Annotated in this window: 14 protein-coding genes; 13 read left to right on the forward strand and 1 reads right to left on the reverse strand. The window is 70.2% G+C overall.

The window, feature by feature from the left end; all coding sequences use genetic code 11:
- Positions 1 to 150: 150 nt before the first annotated feature.
- From AB0F15_RS37350 to AB0F15_RS37390, 9 genes are all read left to right on the forward strand, one after another.
- Positions 151 to 1,626 (forward strand): arabinofuranosidase catalytic domain-containing protein, encoded by a 1,476-nt coding sequence (locus AB0F15_RS37350; protein WP_360281180.1) that lies wholly within the window; start codon positions 151 to 153, stop codon positions 1,624 to 1,626.
- 25 nt (positions 1,627 to 1,651) lie between these two features.
- Positions 1,652 to 3,625: an alpha-L-fucosidase gene (locus AB0F15_RS37355; RefSeq protein WP_360281182.1), complete on the forward strand. Its 1,974-nt coding sequence runs from the start codon at positions 1,652 to 1,654 to the stop codon at positions 3,623 to 3,625.
- 23 nt (positions 3,626 to 3,648) lie between these two features.
- Positions 3,649 to 4,734 carry a ricin-type beta-trefoil lectin domain protein gene (locus AB0F15_RS37360; RefSeq protein ID WP_360281184.1) on the forward strand — a complete coding sequence of 362 codons (1,086 nt, stop codon included), beginning with the start codon at positions 3,649 to 3,651 and terminating at the stop codon, positions 4,732 to 4,734.
- A 149-nt stretch (positions 4,735 to 4,883) separates the two neighbouring features.
- On the forward strand, positions 4,884 to 5,633 hold the full coding sequence (locus AB0F15_RS37365) for a glycoside hydrolase (protein WP_360281186.1): 750 nt from the start codon (positions 4,884 to 4,886) through the stop codon (positions 5,631 to 5,633).
- 185 nt (positions 5,634 to 5,818) lie between these two features.
- Positions 5,819 to 6,838 carry a GDSL-type esterase/lipase family protein gene (locus tag AB0F15_RS37370; protein ID WP_360281188.1) on the forward strand — a complete coding sequence of 340 codons (1,020 nt, stop codon included), beginning with the start codon at positions 5,819 to 5,821 and terminating at the stop codon, positions 6,836 to 6,838.
- Between the two features lie 35 nt (positions 6,839 to 6,873).
- Positions 6,874 to 8,262 (forward strand): endo-1,4-beta-xylanase, encoded by a 1,389-nt coding sequence (locus AB0F15_RS37375; RefSeq protein WP_360281190.1) that lies wholly within the window; start codon positions 6,874 to 6,876, stop codon positions 8,260 to 8,262.
- Between the two features lie 58 nt (positions 8,263 to 8,320).
- On the forward strand, positions 8,321 to 9,652 hold the full coding sequence (locus tag AB0F15_RS37380) for a glycoside hydrolase family 43 protein (RefSeq protein ID WP_360281246.1): 1,332 nt from the start codon (positions 8,321 to 8,323) through the stop codon (positions 9,650 to 9,652).
- Positions 9,653 to 9,666: 14 nt separating this feature from the next.
- Positions 9,667 to 11,670 carry a family 43 glycosylhydrolase gene (locus AB0F15_RS37385; protein ID WP_360281248.1) on the forward strand — a complete coding sequence of 668 codons (2,004 nt, stop codon included), beginning with the start codon at positions 9,667 to 9,669 and terminating at the stop codon, positions 11,668 to 11,670.
- A gap of 269 nt (positions 11,671 to 11,939) precedes the next feature.
- A complete protein-coding gene (locus AB0F15_RS37390; protein WP_360281192.1) occupies positions 11,940 to 12,872 on the forward strand; it encodes a sensor histidine kinase in 933 nt (310 codons plus the stop codon).
- Here the strand turns inward: AB0F15_RS37390 and AB0F15_RS37395 are convergent.
- Complete coding sequence (locus AB0F15_RS37395) at positions 12,796 to 13,377, reverse strand: phosphatase PAP2 family protein (protein ID WP_360281194.1); 582 nt, start codon at positions 13,375 to 13,377, stop codon at positions 12,796 to 12,798. The genes AB0F15_RS37390 and AB0F15_RS37395 overlap by 77 nt on opposite strands.
- A gap of 83 nt (positions 13,378 to 13,460) precedes the next feature.
- On the opposite strand from AB0F15_RS37395, the gene AB0F15_RS37400 reads away from it, so the two are divergent.
- From AB0F15_RS37400 to AB0F15_RS37415, 4 genes are read left to right on the forward strand one after another with little or no spacing between them, the layout of a single operon-like run.
- The gene (locus tag AB0F15_RS37400) at positions 13,461 to 13,907 is read left to right on the forward strand and encodes a hypothetical protein (protein ID WP_360281196.1); all 447 of its coding nucleotides are present in this window, start codon (positions 13,461 to 13,463) and stop codon (positions 13,905 to 13,907) included.
- Positions 13,904 to 15,136 carry a divalent metal cation transporter gene (locus AB0F15_RS37405; protein ID WP_360281198.1) on the forward strand — a complete coding sequence of 411 codons (1,233 nt, stop codon included), beginning with the start codon at positions 13,904 to 13,906 and terminating at the stop codon, positions 15,134 to 15,136. Before AB0F15_RS37400 ends, AB0F15_RS37405 begins: the two co-directional genes overlap by 4 nt.
- Positions 15,133 to 15,522 carry a hypothetical protein gene (locus tag AB0F15_RS37410; protein ID WP_360281200.1) on the forward strand — a complete coding sequence of 130 codons (390 nt, stop codon included), beginning with the start codon at positions 15,133 to 15,135 and terminating at the stop codon, positions 15,520 to 15,522. The genes AB0F15_RS37405 and AB0F15_RS37410 overlap by 4 nt, the downstream gene beginning before the upstream one ends.
- Positions 15,509 to 15,835, forward strand: coding sequence for a hypothetical protein (locus AB0F15_RS37415; RefSeq protein WP_360281202.1), 327 nt, complete (start codon positions 15,509 to 15,511; stop codon positions 15,833 to 15,835). Before AB0F15_RS37410 ends, AB0F15_RS37415 begins: the two co-directional genes overlap by 14 nt.
- Positions 15,836 to 15,856: the final 21 nt, after the last annotated feature.

Consider the following 15,856-nt stretch of genomic DNA (forward strand, 5'->3'; position numbering starts at 1 on the left):
CACGGTGTTCACTTCCACGTCGAGGTGAACCGTCACAGCGCCGGCCGGGTCGGTGCGTCTAACGCACCGAAGGCCGCCTTGGGTGCGTCTAACGCAACCAAGGCCACATTGGGGCGCTTCACCCCGCACCGGCGAATGAGAGGTTCGGCGATGATTTTCCGCAAGCGTCCCCTGATCAGAGCCCTGCAAGTCGCGGCGGCGGCCCTGCTGCTGACCGCCGGCGCCGTGGCGGGCACGGTCACCACGGCCCAGGCCGCCACGCAGCAGGCGTGCGACATCTACGCCGCCGGCGGCACCCCGTGCGTCACGGCGCACAGCACCACCCGCGCCCTGTTCGGGGCGTACAACGGCCCGCTGTACCAGATCCAGCGGGCGTCGGACCAGAAGTACCTCGACATCCGCCTGCTGGAGGCCGGCGGCTACGCGGACTCGGCCCCGCAGGTCTCGTTCTGCGCCGGCACCCGGTGCACGGTCACGAAGATCTACGACCAGACCGCCAACCACAACGACCTGCCGATCTCGTGGGGCGGGTTCTGGAAGGGGCCCGGCCCGAACGGGTCCGACGTCGGCGCGGACGCGATGGCGCTGCCGGTGACGGCCGGCGGGCATCCGGTGTACGGGATCAAGGTCACCCAGGGCGTCGGCTACCGGATCGACAACGCCAAGGGCGCGCCGGTCGGGGCCCAGCCGGAGGGGGTCTACATGATCACCTCGTCGAACTACGTCAACCAGTGGTGCTGCTTCGACTACGGCAGCGGCGAGATCTCCCACAACGACACCGGCAACGCCACCATGAACGCCATCTACTGGGGCACCGCCTGCTGGTTCAACGGCTGCACCGGCACCGGCCCGTGGGTCGAAGCCGACCTGGAGAACGGCATGTACCACACCGGGACCGGGTCCAACAAGGATCCGAACAACCCCGGCGTGCACCACCCGTTCGTCAGTGCGTGGCTGAAGAACAACGGCACCAGCAACTTCACCCTGAAGTACGGCGACGCCACCACCGGCAGCCTCACCACGCCGTACTCGGGCGGGCTGCCGCGCGGCTACTCGCCCATGAAGCTGGAGCCGTCGATCCTGCTGGGCACGGGCGGCGACAACAGCGTCTCGGGTGTCGGCGAGTTCTTCGAAGGGGCCGTGACCAGCGGCTTCCCCTCGGACGCCACGGAAAACGCGGTGCAGGCCAGCATCACCGCGGCCGGCTACAGCACCGGCGGCGGCTCGACGACCACCGGCGCGGTGCACGCGGTCGGCGCGAACAAGTGCCTGGACGTCAACGGCGTCTCCACCACGCCCGGCGCCGCGGTCCAGATCTGGGACTGCAACGGCGGCACCAACCAGACCTGGACCCGCAGCGGCTCGAGCGAGCTCACGGTCTACGACGGTGGCAACCTCCGGTGTCTCGACGCCTCCGGCCGCGGCACCAGCCCGGGTACCAAGGCGATCATCTGGAACTGCAACGGGCAGAACAACCAGCAGTGGACGTTCAACGCCAACGGCACCGTCACCGGGACCCAGTCGGGGCTGTGCCTCGACGTCACCGGCTCCGGCACCGCGAACGGCACCCTGATCCAGCTGGCCACCTGCACCGGGGCGAACAACCAGAAGTGGTCCCTGGGCTGACCGAACTCCCGAAAGGTTTCCCGCCATGTCTTCGTTCGAGTTGTCGAGGCGCCGGCTGATCGTGGTGACCGGGGCGGCCGCGGCCGCCGGCGTGTTCCGCGTCGGCACCACGTGGGCCACCGAAGGCCCGGGCAGCTACAGCCCGAGCTGGTCGTCGGTGGACCAGCACCCGCCCGCGCCGGAGTGGTTCCAGGACGCCAAGTTCGGCATCTACTACCACTGGGGCGTGTTCAGCGTCCCCGCCTTCGGCAACGAGTGGTACCCGCGCAACATGTACATCGGCGGGTCCAACGAGAACAACCACCACAAGGCGGTGTTCGGCGATCCGTCGGCGTGGCCGTACCAGAACTTCATCAACGGCGCCCGCGACAAGGCGGGCAACTGGGTCCAGTTCGCGCCGAAGCTCAAGTCCGCGGGCGGGAATTTCGATCCCGCGGACTGGGCCCAGCTGTTCGCCGACGCCGGCGCGAAGTTCGCCGGGCCGGTCGCCGAGCACCACGACGGCTACTCGATGTGGAACAGCACCGCCAACGAATGGAACTCGGTCAAGACCGGGCCCAAGCTGGACCTGCTGCGGCTGCACGCGGACGCCATCCGCGCGAAGGGCCTCAAGCTGCTGACGGCGCTGCACCACGCGTACCACTTCACCGGGTACTACGACCACGTGCCGAACCAGCCGACCGAGTCGCTGCGCCGGCTGTTCGGCCAGAACGGCAGGCCCGCGGAGAACCAGCTCTGGTACGACAAGCTCCGGGAGGTCGTCGACGGCTACCAGCCGGACATCGTCTACCAGGACTTCAACCTGACCCAGGTCGACGAGGCGCAGCGGCTGAACTTCCTTTCGCACTACTACAACCAGGCCGTGGCGTGGAACAAGGACGTCGTTGCCACCTACAAGGACGGGTTCGACAACCGCGGGGAGGTCTTCGACTTCGAACGCGGCGGGCCGGGCGACCTGATGAGCCCGTACTGGATGACCGACGACAGCATTTCGAGTTCCAGCTGGTGCTACACCAACGGCATCGGCTACTACTCGATGAAGGCCATCCTGCACTCGCTGCTCGACCGGGTGAGCAAGAACGGCACCATGCTGCTGAACATCGCCCCGATGGCCGACGGCACCATCCCGGCCGGGCAGCGCACGATCCTGCTCGGCATCGGGAACTACCTCAAGCGGTTCGGCGAATCCTTCTACGGGACCCGCGCGTGGGCCGTGTACGGCGAGGGACCGACGAAGATGGGCGGCGGCTCGTTCACCACCCCGGTGGAGGGGACCCGGACCGACGTCCGGTTCACCCGCAGCAAGGACAACACCGTGCTGTACGCGACCGTGCTGGGCTGGCCGGGGAGCACCTTCCCGATCACCACCCTCGGCTCGAACCGGATCAACCTGGGCAACCTGGTCTCGGCGCAGCTGCTCGGCCCGGACGCCGGCGCGGCCACCGCCCTGCCCATGCCGGTCCAGGACGCTTCCGCGTTGCGCGTCCAGCTGCCTTCGGCCAACCCGCCGTTCGACGCGCCGGCGTACGTCGTGAAGCTGACCTTCTCCGGTCAGGTCCCGACCCCCGGCTCGGGGCCGCTGCCGACCGGCTGGTCGCGGATCGCGAACGTCGCCACCGGCCTGGTGCTGGACGGCGGCGGCAGCGTCGCGGCCGGCTCCCCGCTCAAGCAGTGGAACTGGGACGGCAGCAACAACCTGCAGTGGCAGCTGACCGACGGGGGCGGCGGTTACGTCCGGATCGTCAACCGCACCAACGGGCTGGTCGCCGACAGCCGGGGCAACACCGCCAACGGCGCCATCTGCGCCCAGACGGCGTGGACCGGGGCGACCAGTCAGCAGTGGCGGCTGACGAGCGTGGGCAACGGCCGGTACCAGATCGTCAACCGGGGCACCGGCACGGCGCTCGACGGCATGGGCAGCACCGCCGCCGGGTCGAGCGTGGGCCTCTGGACACCGAACAGCAGCACGAACAACCAGTGGACCATCACCGCCGTGTGACGGCGGATCTCCGAGGAGACAAGATGCGAACACGGCTCAGGTGGCTCGCCGCGGCCGCGGCGGTCCTGGCCGCTTTCCTGCCGGGCACCCCGGCCGCCGCCGAATCGAACGGCGGGGTCCGGGTCATGCCCCTCGGCGACTCCATCACCGAAGGCACGCAAGTGCCCGGCGGGTACCGGATCGGGCTTTGGCAACGGGTCACCGCAGGCGGCTACCAGGTGGACTTCGTCGGCTCGCAAGCCAACGGTCCCGCCACGCTCGGCGATCACGACCACGAAGGACACCCGGGGTGGCGCATCGACCAGATCGACGCGAACATCGCCGGCTGGCTGCGCACCAGCACCCCGCACACGGTCCTGCTGCACATCGGCACCAACGACATCCTGCAGAACTACAACGTCTCGGGCGCGCCGGGCCGCCTGTCCGCGCTGGTCGACCACATCACCGGGGCGGTGCCGGACGCGGAGGTCTTCGTCGCGACGATCATCCCGATCGCCAACAGCGGCCAGGAAGCCGCCGGGCGCACCTTCAACGCCACGATTCCCGGCATGGTGCAGAGCAAGCAGAACGCCGGCAAGCACGTGCACCTGGTGGACATGCACGCCGCGCTGACGGCCGCCGACCTGATCGACGGCATCCACCCCACGTCCGCGGGCTACGACAAGATGGCCGCGACCTGGTTCACCGCGCTGAAGTCGGTCGCCGGGAGCATCGGCACCCCCGGGCAGTCCCCGGCCCGGCAGCTCGTCGGCGCGCAGTCGGGCCGGTGCGCCGACGTCCCGGCTTCTGCCGACGGCACCCCGGTGCAGCTGCAGGACTGCGCCGGGGCGACCTGGACGCCGAACGGCACCCAGCTGACGGCCTACGGGACCAAGTGCCTGGACGCGTCCGGGCAGGGCACGGCCGACGGCACCCCGGTCATCATCTGGACCTGCTCCGGCCAGGCCAACCAGCAGTGGAAGGTCAACGCCGACGGCACGGTCACCGGCGTGCAGTCCGGCCGGTGCCTCGACGCGACCGGCCAGGGCACGGCCAGCGGCACCAAACTGGTCCTGTGGACCTGCAACGGGCAGGCGAACCAGAAGTGGACGCTGCGCGCGGCAGCATGACCGATCAATTGCGGACCAGAAGGGAGAACGCGTTCCGAAAATTGATCACGGCCCCCCTCTTTTGCTGCGGCCACCCGTTGTGGTTTGATCGATAGCACTCCAGACTGAGAGCGCTCCCAGAAAAAGCCACAACGACGTGGAGGAGACCCATGAAACTGAGGCACGCCTTGTCCGCGGTGCTGCTCGCCGCGGCCGGTGTCGCGGCGCCGGTCGCCGTCGCTCCGGCGGCGCACGCCGACACGCTGATCTGCGACCAGTACGGATCGACCACCATCGGCGGCCGGTACGTCGTGATGAACAACCGCTGGGGCAGCAGCGCACAGCAGTGCATCAACGTCACGGGCAGCGGGTTCCGGATCCAGACCCAGCAGGGTTCCACCAGCGGCGGCGCGCCGCTGTCGTACCCGGCGATCTACGTCGGGTGCCACTACGGGAACTGCTCCCCCGGCACGAACCTGCCCCGGCAGCTCAGCCGGATCGGCAGCGCGCCGTCGTCGATCTCCTACAACTACGTGGGCGGGTCGGTCTTCGACGCCTCCTACGACATCTGGATGGACCCGACCGCCAAGACCAACGGGGTCAACCAGATGGAACTGATGATCTGGTTCAACCACACCGGCAACGTGCAGCCGGTCGGTGGCCGGGTCGGCACCGTCAGCATCGGCGGCCGGAACTGGGATGTGTGGCAGGGCAACAACGGCGGCAACGACGTGCTGTCCTATGTGGCCCAGTCCACCCTCTCGGGCTGGTCGTTCAACGTGATGGACTTCGTCAACAACGTCGACAGCCGCACCCGCGTCGACCGCTCCTGGTACCTCACCAGCATCCAGGCCGGTTTCGAGCCGTGGAGCGGTGGCGCCGGACTCGCGGTCAACTCGTTCTCGGCCAGCGTCAACTAATCGGGGAAACGACGGCCGGGCGCCGCACGGCGCCCGGCCGCGCGCCGAAACTTTCGAAAAAGCGGAAGAATTGTAAGTTACACGGAATTCGTGGTCACGGATACCGCGTCCGGATACGCTGGTCAACCGAGCGGAATACGGCACGAAATCACCTGCCTGCCGCGCGGCAGACGAAGGATCCCCCGATGAAACTCGCGAAGATCATCGCCGGTGCGCTGGCGGCCTGCGCCGCGCTGAGCGTCGTGCCGGCGGTCGCCACCGCCGCGGACGCCACCGCGGCCGCCGCCGCGGTGCCGGTCATGCCGCTGGGGGATTCGATCACCCAGGGCGGGTCGATCGGCGGCTACCGCCTCGACCTCGGCACGAAACTGCGGGCCGACGGGCGCTCGATCGACTTCGTCGGCTCGCTGACCGACGGACCCGCGAGCATGCCCGACCGCAACCACGAAGGCCACCCGGGCTGGACCATCGCCCAGATCGACGCCAACGTCACCGGCTGGCTGAACACGTTCCACCCCCGCACGATCCTGCTGCACATCGGCACGAACGACATGTACGGCAGCGACCCGGCCGGCGCGCCGCGGCGGCTGTCGGCCCTGGTCGACCGGATCACGAACCAGGCACCGGGCACCGATCTCTTCGTCGCCACCATCATCCCCATCTCCTTCGCCGACCAGGCGGTGCGCACCTTCAACGCGGCGATCGCCCCCGACATGCGGGCCAAGGCCGCCGCCGGCAAGCGCGTGCACCTGGTCGACATGTACCCGTCCGTCGCCGTCTCGGACCTGCCCGACGGCATCCACCCCAACGCCGCCGGCTACAGCAAGATGGCCACCACCTGGTACAACGCGCTCAAGGCGGTACCGGGCAGCATCGGCGGGGACCCGCAGCCCCCGGCCGGTGGCGGCCCGTGTACCGCCACGCCGCGGATCATCGGCACCTGGAACAACGGCTTCCAGGGCGAAGTGACCGTCGCGAACACCGGTGCCGCGGAGCTCACTGGCTGGACCGTCGGGTTCACCCTGCCCGGCGGCCAGAGCCTCGGCCAGGTCTGGGGCGGCACGGCGAGCGGCACCAGCGTGGTGACCGTCAAGAACGCGAACTACAACGGCGTGGTCGCTGCCGGCACCGCCACGACCTTCGGCTTCCTCGTGTCCGGTCCCGGCGCGGCGAGCCTCGACGCGGCCACGTGCACCAGCCCGTGACCGCGAACCCCGTACCCACGAATGAAGGTGTGAACATGAAAACGACCTCGCGGTCATTCTCCCGGGCCGCACTGGCCTCGGCTTTCCTGGCGACGTCACTCGGGGTTTCGCTGGTGCTCGCCAACTCCGCCGGCGGCGCGGCCTCGACGCTCGGCGCGTCCGCCGCCCAGTCCGGCCGGTACTTCGGCGCCGCCGTCGCGGCCGGGAAGCTCGGCGACTCGACCTACGTGAACATCCTGAACCGCGAGTTCACCATGGTCACCCCCGAGAACGAGATGAAGTGGGACGCCACGGAGCCCAACCGCGGGCAGTTCAACTACAGCGGCGGCGACCGGATCCTCAACCAGGCGGTGAGCACCGGCAAGCGGGTGCGCGGGCACGCGCTGCTGTGGTACCAGCAGGAACCGGGCTGGGCACAGGGGCTCAGCGGCTCCGATCTGCGCCAGGCCATGATGAACCACGTCACCCAGGTCGCCACCCACTACAAGGGCAAGATCTACGCCTGGGACGTCGTCAACGAGGCGTTCGCCGACGGCGGCAGCGGCGGCCGCCGCGACTCCAACCTCCAGCGCACCGGCAACGACTGGATCGAAGCGGCCTTCCGCGCCGCGCGGGCCGCCGACCCCGGCGCGAAGCTCTGCTACAACGACTACAACACCGACGGCGTCAACGCCAAGAGCACCGGCGTCTACAACATGGTCAAGGACTTCAAGTCCCGCGGCGTCCCGATCGACTGCGTCGGCTTCCAGTCCCACCTCAGCGGCAACCCGCCCGGTGACTACCAGGCCAACCTCCAGCGGTTCGCCGACCTCGGCGTCGAAGTCCAGATCACCGAGCTCGACATCGCCGGTTCCAACCAGGCCAACGCCTACGGCGCCGTCACCCGCGCCTGCGTCGCCGTCGCCCGCTGCGCCGGCATCACCACGTGGGGCATCCGCGACACCGACTCCTGGCGCACCGGGGAGAACCCGCTCCTGTTCGACGGCAACGGGAACAAGAAGGCCGCGTACACCAGCGTCCTCGACGCGCTGAACGCCGCCACGCCGACCAACCCGACGACTCCCACGACGCCGACCACCCCGACCACGCCCACGACACCCACCACGCCGACGACCCCGACCACGCCGAACCCCAGTGGCTGCAGCGCCTCGGTCTCGTTGAACTCGTGGAACGGCGGCTTCGTGGCCAACGTGAAGGTCACCGCCGGTAGCTCCGCCCTCAACGGCTGGCGGGTGACGACGAACCTGCCCTCCGGCGCGGCCGTGACCAGCTCCTGGAGCGCGAGCAACAGCGGCACCACCGGCAGTGTCACCTGGTCCAACGTCTCCTACAACGGCTCCGTCGCGGCCGGGCAGACGACCGAGTTCGGCTTCCAGGGCACCGGCAGCGCCGAGGGCATCACGTCGACCTGCGCAGCGAGCTGACCCGCTCCCCGACGAAGGAGAGACCATCGTGCACCACCGAAAGCGCGTACTCGCCTGGATGACCGCGGCCCTGTGCGCGATGGCCCTCCTGCCCGGCACCGCGCACGCCGACAACCCGATCGTGCAGCACATCTACACCGCCGACCCGGCGCCGCTGGTGTCCAACGGCCGCGTCTACCTCTACACCGGGCACGACGAGGACGGCTCGACCTACTTCACCATGAAGGACTGGCGCGTCTGGTCGTCCGCGGACATGGTCAACTGGACCGACCACGGGTCCCCGATGAGCCTGGCGACGTTCAGCTGGGCCAAGCAGGACGCGTGGGCCGGGCAGGCCGTCGAGCGCAACGGCAAGTTCTACTGGTACGCCCCGATGGTCGACCGGTCGACCGGCCGGATGGCCATCGGGGTCGGCGTCGCGGACAGCCCCACCGGGCCGTTCCGCGACGCCATCGGCCACCCGCTCGTCGAGAACGGCGAGTTCGATCCCACGGTCTTCATCGACGACAACGGCCAGGCGTACCTGTATTGGGGCAACCCGAACCTCTGGTACGTGCGGCTTAACGCCGACATGACGTCGTACTCGGGCAGCCCCACCCAGATCCCGCTCACCACGGCCGGATTCGGCACGCGCCCCAACGGCGGCAACCGGCCGACCCTGTTCGAGGAAGGGCCGTGGGTCTACAAGCGCAACGGCACCTACTACAACGTGTTCGCGGCCAAGTGCTGCTCGGAGTTCATCGCCTACTCCACCTCGCCCGGCCCGACCGGCCCGTGGACCTACCGCGGCACGGTCATGCCCACGCAGGGCAGCAGTTTCACCAACCACCCCGGGCTGGTGGACTTCAAGGGCAGCTCGTACTTCTTCTACCACAACGGTGCCCTGCCCGGCGGGGGCGGCTACACCCGCTCGGTGGCGGTGGAGAAGTTCGCCTACAACGCCGACGGCAGCATCCCCACCATCAACATGACGAACAGTGGGCCGCCGCCGGCCGACACGCTGAACCCCTTCGTCCGGCAGGAAGCCGAAACGATCAACGGGGAAACGGGGATCGAGACCGAACCGGCGTCCGAAGGCGGCATGAACATCGGGTGGATCGAGAACGGTGACACCGTCAAGGTCCGCAACGTCGCCTTCGGCGCGGGCGCGAAGACGTTCACCGCCCGCGTCGCCTCCGCGAGCTCCGGCGGCACGATCGAGGTGCGCCTGGGCAGCGCCACCGGCACGGTCGTGGGGCGCTGCACCGTCCCCGCCACCGGCGGCTGGCAGACGTGGACGTCGGTGTCCTGCCCGGTCAGCGGTGTGTCGGGCCCGCAGGACCTGGTCCTGCGGTTCACCGGCGGCAGCGGTTACCTCTTCAACGTCAACTGGTGGCAGTTCTCCGCTTGATCGGAAAGGACAACGTGGTGTCACGCCGACGATCCCGGGCGGCCGTCTCGGCCCTGCTCGCCGCGACCGGCCTCGCCGGCGCCGTCCTGGTGGCGACCCCGGCCGCGCACGCCGCGGCCGGGTGCTCGGTCACCTACGCGAAGACGTCCGAATGGCAGGGCGGCTTCGGCGCGTCCGTGTCGATCACCAACCTGGGTGACGCGATCAGCGGGTGGACACTCGAGTGGTCGTTCGCCGCCGGTCAGCAGGTGGGCCAGCACTGGAACGCGACGATCACCCAGGCCGGCACCGACGTCAGCGCGAAGAACGTCACCTACAACGCCGCCATCCCCACCGGCGGCAAGGCCGACTTCGGCTTCAACGGCTCGTTCACCACCGCCAACCCGGATCCGGCGTCGTTCCGGCTCAACGGCACCCTGTGCACCGGCGGCGTGGACCCCACGACCCCGGCTACCACCACGACACCCACCACGTCGACGACACCGACAACACCGACCACCACGACCACCCCGAACCAGCCGGCCGATTTCACGAACCCGGTGCTGTGGCAGGACTTCGCCGACGACGACATCATCCGCGTCGGCGACACCTACTACTACTCCGCCTCGACCATGCACTACTCCCCCGGCGCGCCGATCCTGCGCTCCTACGACCTGGTGCACTGGGAGTTCGCCGGCCACTCCGTGCCCAAGCTGGACTTCGGCGCGAAGTACGACCTGAACGGCGGCCGCGGGTACGTGCGCGGCATCTGGGCGTCGTTCTTCAACCACCGCGCCAGCAACGACACCTTCTACTGGGGCGGCTGCGTCGACTTCGCCAAGACCTACATCTACACCGCCACCGCGGTGGACGGGCAGTGGTCGAAGCACACCACGATCGACAAGTGCTACTACGACGCCGGCATGCTCGTCGACGACGACGACACGATGTACGTCGCCTACGGCAACACCACCCTCAGCGTCGCCCAGCTCTCCAAGGACGGCAAGACCGAAGTCCGCTCGCAGCAGGTCTTCCAGACCCCGTCGAACATCGGCACGCTCGAGGGCTCCCGGTTCTACAAGCGGGGCGGGAACTACTACATCTTCACGACCCGGCCGGCCAACGGCCAGTACATCCTCAAGGCGAGCAACCCCTTCGGGCCCTACACCATCCAGCAGGTGCTGCTGGACCTGCCGGGCCCGGTCTCCGGCGGCGGCGTGCCCCACCAGGGCGGGCTGGTGCAGACCCAGAACGGCGACTGGTACTACATGGCCTTCGTCGACGCCTACCCCGGCGGCCGGGTCCCGGTGCTCGCCCCGGTCACCTGGACGGCCGACGGCTGGCCGAAGCTGCAGACGGTCAACGGCCGCTGGGGCACGACCTACCCGAAGCCGAACCTGCCGCCACCACCCCGGCAGGTCGAGCCGATGACCGGCACCGACACCTTCCCGGGCCCGCAGCTGAGCCCGCAGTGGGAGTGGAACCACAACCCCGACACCACCAAGTTCTCCGTCGGCAACGGGCTCAAGCTGTCCACCGCCACGGTCACCAACGACCTGTACTCCGCCCGCAACACCCTGACCCACCGGATCCAGGGGCCCACGTCCACGGCCACGGCCACGCTCGACCTGACGTCGATGCGCGACGGCGACCGCACCGGCCTGGCGATGCTGCGCGACTCCTCGGCGTACATCGGCGTCAAACGCGACGGCGGCCGCAACCGGCTGGTCATGGTCAACGGCCTGACCATGGACGGCAACTGGAACACCACCGGCACCGGTACCGAGGTCGCCAGCGCCGACCTGTCCGGCAGCCGGATCTGGCTGCGCGCCAACGCCGACATCCGCCCCGGCACCGGACGGCAGGCCCGGTTCTCCTACAGCACCGACGGAGTGACGTTCACCCCGCTGGGCACGCCGTTCACCCTCAACAACGCCTGGCAGTTCTTCATGGGCTACCGCTTCGCCGTCTTCAACCACGCCACCCAGGCCCTCGGCGGCGCGGTCACCCTCCAGCGGTTCGACCTGACCACGCCGTGACCTGCGCCTTCGCCGGCCCGGCCGCCCGCCGCGAGTTACGTCTCCAATCACGCGAGACCCGGGCCGGATCACGCGAGATCGGCCCCTGATCACACGAACCGATCCGCCTCGGTCAGCGCCTCACCACCGACCGCAACCTGCCGACCGAACGACGTGTCCGGAATTCTGTCCTTTTATCCGCTTCCAAGTACCTCGAGTGACCAGGGGTCGCCCGATGCGGGGATGCGTTCCCGCATACTGGTGACGTCCCCTGCGGAAGGAGAGGCTGCTTGAGTGCCACCGCGGAGAAGGGTGCCGGCGGATTCGGCCACCCGGCGTTGTTCTATCGCGGTGCCGCCGAATACCTGGCGGGCACCGTGCCGTTCGTGTGGAGCGGGCTCGCCGCGGACGAGCCGGTGGCGGTCGCCGTGCCCGGGGACAACCTGGAGCTGCTGAGGCGGGAACTCGGCGCGGACGCCGCCCGGGTCCGCCTCCTGGACATGACCGAGGCCGGGCGCAACCCCGGGCGGATCATCCCCGGTGTGCTGCGCGCCTTCGCCGACAGCCACCCCGGCCGGCCGGTGCGGATCATCGGCGAGCCGATCTGGGCGGCGCGGTCGGCCGAGGAGTACCCGGCGTGCGTCCAGCACGAAGCCCTCATCAACCTGGCCTTCGCCGGCCGGGACGCGACCATCCTCTGCCCCTACGACGTCGATGCGCTCACCCCGGAGGTCCTCACCGACGCCGAAGCCACGCACCCGGTCCTGGTCGACGGCACCGGACCGCGCACCAGCGCCGGGTACGATCCGGGCGGGGTGATCGCCCGGTACAACGAGCCCCTCCCCGTGCCGGACGGGGCCTTCGAGCTGGCGGACACCACGAACCTCGCGGCGGCCAGGGCGCTCGCCCACGTCCGTGCGGCCGCCTGCGGGCTGGGCGACGGCCAGGTCGCCGACGTCGAGGTGGTCGTCACCGAGCTGCTGTCCAACAGCATCGAACACGGCAGTGGGTCCGGCACCGTCCGGTTCTGGGGCGCCGACGGCGAGTTCGTCTGCGAGGTCCACGACCGCGGCCGGCTCACCGATCCCCTCGCCGGCCGTCACCCCGCGACGCCGTACCAGCCCCGCGGCCGCGGGCTCCTGCTCGTCAACCACCTCGCCGACCTCGTCCGCCTGCACAGCGGCGGCGACGGGACCACCTTCCGGGCGTTCTTCCGCGTCTGAGCCGCCGGTGCACGAGGCCGCCCACGACGGCGCCCATGGCCGCGCCGCCGTACACGTCGGTCGGCCAGTGCGCCCGGGTCCGGAGCCTGCTGTAGCAGACCGCGGCCGCCAGCGGTGCGACCGCGGCTCCCGCCGCGGGGGCGGTGAGCGTGACGGCGACCGTGAACGCGGCCGCCGTCGTCGCGTGGGTGGAGGGGAACGCCGAAGACTTCGGCTGCTCGGGCAGCGCCCGGCGGGCCGGCAGCCGTTCGGCCGGCGGCCTTCGGCGCCGCACCACGGCCTTCACGGCGTGCCCGGCCGCCATCCCGGCGGCGCCCGCCACGAGTCCGCGGCCCGCCCGGCGCCGCCGCCCGGGCCGCCACGCCAGCACCGCCGCCACGACGACCCACAGCACACCGCCCTGGGCCACGGTGCTGAGCGCCGTCACCGGCCACGCCGGCCGGGTGATCGGAAGGTCGTTTTCGTCCGGTCCGTCGCCGCCCCCCTGCGGTTCCTCGCTCGGCATGGCTCCCAACTTCCCACCGCGCGGAAGGTTCAACCGTCCGTCTGTCCAAGATGGAGAATCCAACCGGGACGTTTGGTCCCGCGATGATCGGGTACACCGGCTCCGTGATGGCGCTGTGGCGGTCTCCGACCCGCGCCGCGGCCGCCCTCTTCGCGGTCGCGGCACTGGCGGCGGGCTGCGGGGCGGACCCGCAGGCCGAAACCGTGCACGCGGGCCGGGAAGTCCGGGGTCAGCTCGAACTCCTCCGGCTCGTCGTGACCGCCGACCGCGACCGGGTGCCGCCCGTGCCCAGCCTGTCGGTCACCGTCCGCGACGCCGCCGACGAACTCGGCGCCGCCGGCCAGGACGTCGGGAAGCTGACCGACGATCGCGCCCGTGCGGCGCTGGCGTCGATCACCGACCGCGCGGTCGCCGTGGCCCACCGGCTCGACGACGGCCTCGGCGACGGCACCGACGCAGGCCTCGACGAGATCGACGCGGAACTGCGGGGCCTCATCGGCGAACTCGCCCGCTGGGGCGTGCCCTCGTGAACAAGAAGTTCCTCGCCGTCACCCTCGGCATCCTGACCGCGGTCGGCGGGTTCGTCGACATCGGTGACCTCGTCGAAAGCGGCGTCGTCGGTGCCCGCTACGGGATGGCGATGGTCTGGGTGACCGCCCTCGGCGTGCTCGGGATCTGTGTCTACGCCGACATGTCCGGCCGGATCGTGGCGGTCTCCGGGCGCCCGGTGTTCGACCTGATCCGCGAGCGCCTGGGCCCGCGCATGGCGCTGCTCAACCTGGCCGGGTCGTTCCTGATCACGCTGCTGACCGTGTGCGCGGAGATCGGCGGCGTCGCGATCGTCGTCGAACTGGCCTCCGGGGTCGACCGGCTGGTCTGGGTGCTGCCGATCGGCGTGCTCATCTGGCTGGTGGTCTGGCGGGTCGGCTTCGAGCGGATGGAAACCGGCTTCGGGCTCGGCGGCCTCGCGATCGGGGTGTTCGCCGTCGCGGTGTTCTTCCTGCACCCCGACTGGTCGTCGCTCGGCGCGCAGATCGCCGGGTTCGCCCCGCCGCCCGACCAGGCCCTGCCCACCTACGCCTACCACGCGGTCGCGCTGTTCGCGTCCGCGATGACACCGTACGAGGTGTTCTTCTTCTCCTCTGGTGGCGTCGAAGAGGGCTGGACCGTCAAGGACCTGTCCGTGCAGCGCGCCAACGTGCTGCTCGGCTTCCCCCTCGGCGGCCTGCTGGCCCTCGCCGTGATGGCCTGCGCCGCGACGGTGCTGTTCCCGGCGGGCATCGACGTCACCCAGGTCAGCCAGGTGGTGCTGCCGGTGACGCTCGCGCTGGGCACCGCGGGCCTGGTGATCGTGCTGATCGGCATCTTCGCCGCCACGTTCGGCGCGGCCCTGGAGACCGGGCTGTCGTCGGGGTACATGCTGGCGCAGTACTTCGGCTGGGACTGGGGCAAGCGCCGCGCGCCGCGCAACGCCGCCCGGTTCCACCTGACCGTCGGCGCCGGCCTGCTGCTCGCGGTGCTGGTGGTGCAGACCGGTCTCGATCCGGTCGGCCTGACCGAGATTTCGCTGATCTTCTCCGCGGTGGCGCTGCCGCTAACCTACCTGCCGGTGCTCATCGTCGCGAACGACCGCGAGTACCTCGGTGAGCACGCGAACCGCCGCTTCAGCAACGTGGTCGGCGTCGGCATGCTCGTCGTCATCGCCGTCGCGGCGCTGACGGCGATCCCCCTGATGATCTTCACCGGAGCGGGACAATGAACCCCTGGACCGACCGCGGCCTCGTCGACCTGGGCGACTCCCTGCTCGACCGGCAGGTCATCGGGGAAGACGGCACGGTCGTCGGCAAGGTCGACGACCTCGAACTCCGTGCCGAGGGCGGGACGTACGTCGTCGACGCGCTGCTCGTCGGCCCGGAGGCGCTCGCCGACCGCCTCGGCGGTCCGGCCGGCCGGCTGCTGCACCGGATCGGCCGCGGTTTCCGGGCGCGCGCCCCGCAGCGGATCCCGCTGACCGCGATCCGCCGCATCGAGCCGGCGATCGTCGTGACCACGGCCGTCGCGCGCGCCACGGACAGCCCGTCGGAGGACTGGCTGCGGCGCCGGATCATCGGCCGGATCCCCGGAGCGGGCCGTGCGAGCCGGTGAGCTGATCGGCCGCCCGGTCCGCGACGTGACCGGCCGCGACCTCGGCGCGATCCGCGAGATCCGCGCCGAGGCGAGCCCGCGCGGCGACGGGATGCCGCAACTGGTGGTGCGCGGGGTGATCGTCGGCCGCACCCGCGTCCGGCTGTTCGGCTACCAGCGCCACGACCAGCGCGGCCCTGCCTCACTGGTCAAGCTCATCCGGTGGCTGCACCGGCACAGCCGTTACGTGCCGTGGGAGGACATCGACGTGTCCGGCCCCGAGGCCCGCGTGCGACGGCCGTTCGCCGAACTGGCCCCGCTCGACCGGTCCTGAGCGAACGGCCCTGGACACAGC

The organism is Amycolatopsis sp. NPDC026612 (assembly GCF_040638285.1).
GTDB lineage: Bacteria > Actinomycetota > Actinomycetes > Mycobacteriales > Pseudonocardiaceae > Amycolatopsis.

Coding starts and splice junctions, on each gene's coding strand:
- AB0F15_RS37350 (WP_360281180.1), top strand. CDS start 151: ATGATTTTCCGCAAGCGTCCCCTGATCAGAGCCCTGCAAGTCGCGGCG.
- AB0F15_RS37355 (WP_360281182.1), top strand. CDS start 1,652: ATGTCTTCGTTCGAGTTGTCGAGGCGCCGGCTGATCGTGGTGACCGGG.
- AB0F15_RS37360 (WP_360281184.1), top strand. CDS start 3,649: ATGCGAACACGGCTCAGGTGGCTCGCCGCGGCCGCGGCGGTCCTGGCC.
- AB0F15_RS37365 (WP_360281186.1), top strand. CDS start 4,884: ATGAAACTGAGGCACGCCTTGTCCGCGGTGCTGCTCGCCGCGGCCGGT.
- AB0F15_RS37370 (WP_360281188.1), top strand. CDS start 5,819: ATGAAACTCGCGAAGATCATCGCCGGTGCGCTGGCGGCCTGCGCCGCG.
- AB0F15_RS37375 (WP_360281190.1), top strand. CDS start 6,874: ATGAAAACGACCTCGCGGTCATTCTCCCGGGCCGCACTGGCCTCGGCT.
- AB0F15_RS37380 (WP_360281246.1), top strand. CDS start 8,321: ATGACCGCGGCCCTGTGCGCGATGGCCCTCCTGCCCGGCACCGCGCAC.
- AB0F15_RS37395 (WP_360281194.1), bottom strand. CDS start 13,377: ATGCCGAGCGAGGAACCGCAGGGGGGCGGCGACGGACCGGACGAAAAC.
- AB0F15_RS37400 (WP_360281196.1), top strand. CDS start 13,461: ATGATCGGGTACACCGGCTCCGTGATGGCGCTGTGGCGGTCTCCGACC.
- AB0F15_RS37410 (WP_360281200.1), top strand. CDS start 15,133: ATGAACCCCTGGACCGACCGCGGCCTCGTCGACCTGGGCGACTCCCTG.